The sequence below is a fragment of the Candidatus Aquicultor secundus genome, from assembly GCF_002791875.1.
In the GTDB taxonomy this organism is placed as follows: domain Bacteria; phylum Actinomycetota; class Aquicultoria; order Aquicultorales; family Aquicultoraceae; genus Aquicultor_A; species Aquicultor_A secundus.
The window spans coordinates 1-5,351 of sequence record NZ_PFNG01000116.1; the positions used below are offsets into that span (position 1 = coordinate 1).

At 50.7% G+C, this 5,351-nt stretch carries 5 protein-coding genes; 2 read left to right on the plus strand and 3 right to left on the minus strand.

The annotated features are described in order from the left end of the window. On the minus strand, positions 1–168 hold a 168-nt coding region (locus COY37_RS11825), incomplete at its 3' end, for a PAS domain-containing protein (RefSeq protein ID WP_353683001.1). Positions 169–419: 251 nt separating this feature from the next. Then, a complete protein-coding gene (locus COY37_RS04715) occupies positions 420–2,618 on the minus strand; it encodes a S8 family serine peptidase (protein ID WP_286976437.1) in 2,199 nt (732 codons plus the stop codon). Between the two features lie 129 nt (positions 2,619–2,747). Here COY37_RS04715 and COY37_RS04720 point away from each other — a divergent pair, with 129 nt between their 5' ends. Continuing rightward, a complete protein-coding gene (locus tag COY37_RS04720) occupies positions 2,748–2,912 on the plus strand; it encodes a hypothetical protein (protein WP_286678363.1) in 165 nt (54 codons plus the stop codon). A 4-nt stretch (positions 2,913–2,916) separates the two neighbouring features. Then, positions 2,917–3,408: a chemotaxis protein CheX gene (locus COY37_RS04725; protein WP_286678362.1), complete on the plus strand. Its 492-nt coding sequence runs from the start codon at positions 2,917–2,919 to the stop codon at positions 3,406–3,408. Between the two features lie 24 nt (positions 3,409–3,432). On the opposite strand, the gene COY37_RS04730 is transcribed toward COY37_RS04725, so the two are convergent. Further along, positions 3,433–5,133, minus strand: coding sequence for a GspE/PulE family protein (locus tag COY37_RS04730; protein ID WP_286678361.1), 1,701 nt, complete (start codon positions 5,131–5,133; stop codon positions 3,433–3,435). Positions 5,134–5,351: the final 218 nt, after the last annotated feature.

Consider the following 5,351-nt stretch of genomic DNA (forward strand, 5'->3'; position numbering starts at 1 on the left):
TCCGGTAAGTTTAGATACGGCATCATTAAAATAGACGATATTCAAATCTTTATCCGCAACAAAAAGTGGGTCCGGTATTCCCGCCAGAAGCGATTCTGCGCTAAATGAAGTGTTTTTCTCGGCCTTCTTCCCGTCCGCTTTTTTCTTTGCCGATCTTCCTGCTAACATGATATATGCCTCCGTTTACGACCATAGTAGTGATTCTTTAACACAATCGGTTTCAGTTAGTGCCGTTTCTTATATAAACGAAAGTAACTTAACCTTTGCAGCATGCATCGACGAGTTATACAGAATAATTATCACTGATTATGGTGGTAATCGGGCAATTTCTGACGAAGTTATAATACTTTTTTACAGAATTTAGGTTAAAAATACCTTGGGGAGTATACCGGATATAATCTTAGCCGGCATCAATACTATTAACGGGTTGATCTGGCAGTTGTAAAGCTAAAGCTATAGCTGCTTGCAAAAGCGTTGCCTGCGGCATCCTTCACCGCGCTCGCGGGAACGGTGACCGTATAGGTCGTGCTCGTCGCCAGGTTTTTTGCCGGATCAAGCACAAGGACGTTGCCGCTGATGCTCTTTTTGATTTTGATCAGCCTGCCCCTGCTGTTTTTAACCGTGATATTAGCGTAGGCGCTTCCCGCCTGGATGTTCTCGCTGAAGGTCACAGTTATCGTCTTGGCAACCGCAACGGCGGTTGCGCCGTTAGCCGGATCGGTCAGCGTAACTGCCGGCGCCTGGGTATCGATAGTATAAATCTCGGTGTAAACCGGTGATTGGTTTCCTGCATCATCAATAGCGATGAATTTAAGTGTTGTTGATATACCGATGCTAAGCGGCAGCCCCGAGTACTGGTTGCTCGCTGCAGTAGGCGTACTGCCATCGGTTGTGTAATAGATTGTAGCGGGCTCGGAAGCCGTAAGCGTTACCGATTGGGCTGAGTTATAAAGGCCGCCTGCCGGGTTTGCACTGGCGGTTAGCGCGGTTACATCCTGTGGCGCGGCCACATCAAACGCATCCACATTCACCGCCGTGCCGCTTGAACTTGCGTTTTTGTTTCCGCTAACCTCGATTTTCAATGTATGGTTGCCGAGCGCGAGACCAGATTTTGTATAGACCAACTGCTGGTAATCATCCGCCCCGTAAAGATCGACATCCTGGACGTAGCTTCCGTCGATATATACCTTGGCGATACCTGCCGAGGTACCCCTGTTGGCAATCCAGGTAACGCCGTTGCCGTAGAACGAATAGGTCACCGAGTCCCCCGTCATACCCGAATATTTGTAGGTGCCGCCGCTCGCGTAGCTTGAGCTTGCGCTAAGCCAACTGCCCGAATAAACCGCACTGCTGCTGATCTCTTCGTCGTTGTTGATGTTAGTCGTAACGGCTTTTTGCGCGTTTATGCGCCCGTAGCCGAAATAGCTATCCCTGCCGGCCGCACCAAGATCGTCGGCTGTTTCCTGAACCATCCTGGCAACCTGGCTGTTGGTTTTAGTCGGATAGCGCGAAAGAATAAGCGCAGCAAGGCCTGCAACGTGCGGGCTCGCCATCGATGTACCGGACATCCACGCATAACTTGAATTGCTCGAGTTGTAGCAGCTAAGGATATAATGTGCCGCGACGCCGTCACTATTACCACCCGGAGCTGCGACATCTACCGCCGGCCCGTAATTGGAGTAGGATGCTTTTTGGTCATCGGTAGTAGTGGCGGCAACGCCTATAACATTTGGATATCCCGCCGGATAACTTACCGCGCTGCTGTTGTCATTGCCCGCCGCCGCAACGACCAGGCACCCCTTACCCTGAGCGTATGAGACCGCATCGGCCAGAGTAGTCGAGTAATCGGGCCCGCCAAGGCTTAAGTTTATTACTTTTGCACCGTGGTCGGCCGCATATGTAATTCCGCTGGCAACCCAGGAATCATAACCGCTTCCTTTGGAATCCAGCACTTTAACAGCTAGAATCTTAGCTCCCCAGGAGATACCGGCGATACCCTTAGCGTTATTAGTAACCGCCCCGATCGTCCCGGAGACGTGCGTGCCGTGTCCGTTGTTGTCATACGCATCGGCATCGTTATAGGCAAAATCGTAGCCATTGATAACTTTACCTGCTAAATCCTCGTGGTTGTAATTAACGCCGGTATCGACTACCGCGACTACGGTCTGATCGCCGGTCGTTACATCCCAGGCCTGCGGGGCGCTGATTTTAAGAAGGTCCCACTGGTAGGAAGAGTAGTAGGTATCATTTGGGACGGCGAAGGCTTGGACGCGATGGTTGGGCTCGACGTACTCCACGCCGGCCATCTTTTTGTACTTTGCAACCGCATCGCCGACACTAAGCCCGGCGGGCAGTTTTACTTCGTGTACCTTCAAATCTTTGATCTCGCCGGTTTTTTGCGCACCGACGAGCTTATGGATACCCTCAATCACTGTATTACTTAAAGACGGTTTGAACTTTACGAGCAGCTCCCCGGGGACGGTATCACCAGAACCCTGGTTGTTTACTGAGGTCTGGAGCGGCAGATCTGGCGCCGCCGAGACCGGAAGGATCGGCATGAAAGAGAAGACCATTGTGCATACAAGCACAAATGCCAAAAGTTTACGCCTGTTTCCCATTTGTTCACCCCTTAAAATACGTGCGGTAATTATGCAGTTATATAAGCTCTATTAGACTCGAATAGACTTGCGTAAGGTAAATTTTAACACAACCGAAGGCATATTTGAAGTGTGTGAACCATTACTTTTATGTATCACCAGTCCACCGATTACAACTTCATGGAAAAGCCCCTTACCCCCGAGCGCGTTGATGAAATCATAACCGCTGAAGAGAATAATGGCGATTACGAGGGATTTTGCTTCAAGATTTGTCCGCAATTCGTCGAAACTAATAAAGACGAGAAAGGATTGTGAAGCTATGCTGAATGTCGAACTTGCAAAGCCCTTTGTGGATGCCGCGTTTGGTTTTCTGCACCTGGAGGTCGGCCTACAGGTTAAAACAGAGCCGTCCGCGGCAACAACGACCCAGGGCACGTCCCAGGAGATAAACATCATCATCGGAATAACCGGATCGGTAAGCGGCCAGATGATCTACAGCATGTCGCTCAACACAGCTAAAAGCATCGCAGGCATGATGCTTGGGCGCCAGATTGATTCACTCGACCGCACGGCGCAAAGCGCGCTCTGCGAGCTTGGAAATATGATTTCAGGAATGGCAATCACGCGGTTTGACGAGGCGCACTCAAACGTTGCGCTCACACCCCCGAGCCTCGTCGCCGGAAAGAATATCTTCATCTCAATCCTTAAACTCGGCTGTATGCGGGTATCTTTAGTCAGCGAACTCGGGACTGTTGACGTGACCATCGCTCTTGAGGAGAAAGCGTTGCTTCGGCAGGCCGAAGCCGTTTAGGGTGGGTAACGAAGAAGCTCCCTGTTACAGGGCCCCCGCATCTTGAGTGACTTTCATGACGATTTCCAACGAAGTTTTTCCCTGTACGACTTTGGCGATTCCGGCATCGCGAAGCGTTCTAAACCCTTGCTTTTCCGCAACTTCCCTGATCCGGGCCGCCGCAGCTCTCGATACAATTAAATCTCTGATTTCATCATTAATCTCAAGGACCTCAAATATCGCCTCGCGACCCTTGTATCCCACACCACGGCACTCGGTGCATCCCTTTGGCCTGTAGAGCGTGATGCTGCCATCATTCGGTAGGTTAAGGCCTGACAACAACTCGGGAACCGGCTTATACGGTTCTTTGCACGACGGGCACAGCAACCTTACCAACCGCTGTGAAATTATCCCGAGGATCGATGTTGCGGCAAGAAACGGCTGGATACCCATCTCGGTAAACCTCGTTGGTGTGGAAGGGGCGTCGTTGGTGTGAATCGTCGAGAGCACGAGGTGCCCCGAAAGCGCCGAGTGGACCGCAATCTCGGCGGTCTCTTCATCGCGAATCTCACCGACCATGATGATATCCGGGTCCTGGCGCAAAACCGAGCGCAGACCGGTAGCAAAGGTCACACCCGCTTTGGGGTTGACCTGTATCTGGTTTATCATGTCGAAGGTATACTCGACCGGGTCCTCGATGGTCACGACGTTTTTCTCTACCGTCGCCAGACCACTAAGCGCCGTATATAGCGTGGTCGTCTTACCGCTTCCGGTCGGGCCGGAGACGAGGATCATACCGTACGGACTATTTACAAGGCGCCTGAATTTCTGCAGGTCTTCCCTGTCAAAACCAAGGCTTTCTTCACTGACTGAAGATGCTTTTTTCTCAAGCACCCTTAAAACAACCTTCTCGCCAAAAATCGTCGGAACAGTTGACATTCGAAAATCGATTTTCCGATCACCCGCGTAGACGGCGAACCTTCCGTCTTGCGGCGCCCTTTTCTCGGCTATGTCAAGCTCGGCTAATATCTTCAACCGGGAAACAACCGACCGGTGAATCGACTTAGGGGCCGTCGTTATCTCATGCAGAATACCATCAACCCTGATGCGAACCCGCAGCTCGTTTTCACCCATCTCGATGTGGATATCGCTCGCTTCGTCGATTAAGGCTTGCCGCAGAACCATCTCGATAAATCTCTTGGTGTCCCCATCACCGGCCTTACCTTGCGCCGGTGCGTTGCCGGCTTTTTGCCCCGCACGGCGCTGCCCTGTTTCGACACCTCTATTCGCTCCCTGCATCCAATAGTACTTATCAAGCGCCTTTTGGATGTGCTTTTCCGTGGTGATAACGGGGATAATCTGGCAGCCGGTAATGCTCTCGGCATCGTCCATGGCAAAGAGGTCAAGAGGGTCGGCCGTCGCCAGGGTTAGCAGTTTATCAATCTTAGCCACCGCTATTATCTTATATTTTCTAGCGATAGCCTCGGGGATTAATCTAACAATATCTTCGTCGACTTCCGTAAGGTCAAGGTCGATGCTCGGGATATCGAGCTGCCTACCAAGAAACTCGATGAGAGTTTCCTCGCTGACAAACCCCAGTTTACGTAAAACAATACCGAGACGCTCCCCGGTCTTTTTCTGGGTAAAAAGCGCCTCTTCAAGCTGAGATTGAGTTATAACCCCGGCTGTGACCAGCAGTTCTCCGAGCCTTATTTTTCTTACCGCCTGATGTGAAGCTTGTGGCATATTAGATACCTCGTCGTTTAGTTTCTATTTAGATTAATACCTTCATGTATCGACGAGTTTAGCTGGATTTTTAGGGCTGAGTCGCATAAAGACGATGCAAAATCCATTCAAATAATTCGGCCAATAATTGATCCAAATAATTCTGGAAAGAATCGGGTAACAAAATACCGTGCTGGTCGTATTTAAGCCGCTGAAAGGATGGTGCGCTTGATAAACCT

Coding starts and splice junctions, on each gene's coding strand:
- COY37_RS04730 (WP_286678361.1), bottom strand. CDS start 5,133: ATGCCACAAGCTTCACATCAGGCGGTAAGAAAAATAAGGCTCGGAGAA.
- COY37_RS04715 (WP_286976437.1), bottom strand. CDS start 2,618: ATGGGAAACAGGCGTAAACTTTTGGCATTTGTGCTTGTATGCACAATG.
- COY37_RS04720 (WP_286678363.1), top strand. CDS start 2,748: ATGTATCACCAGTCCACCGATTACAACTTCATGGAAAAGCCCCTTACC.
- COY37_RS04725 (WP_286678362.1), top strand. CDS start 2,917: ATGCTGAATGTCGAACTTGCAAAGCCCTTTGTGGATGCCGCGTTTGGT.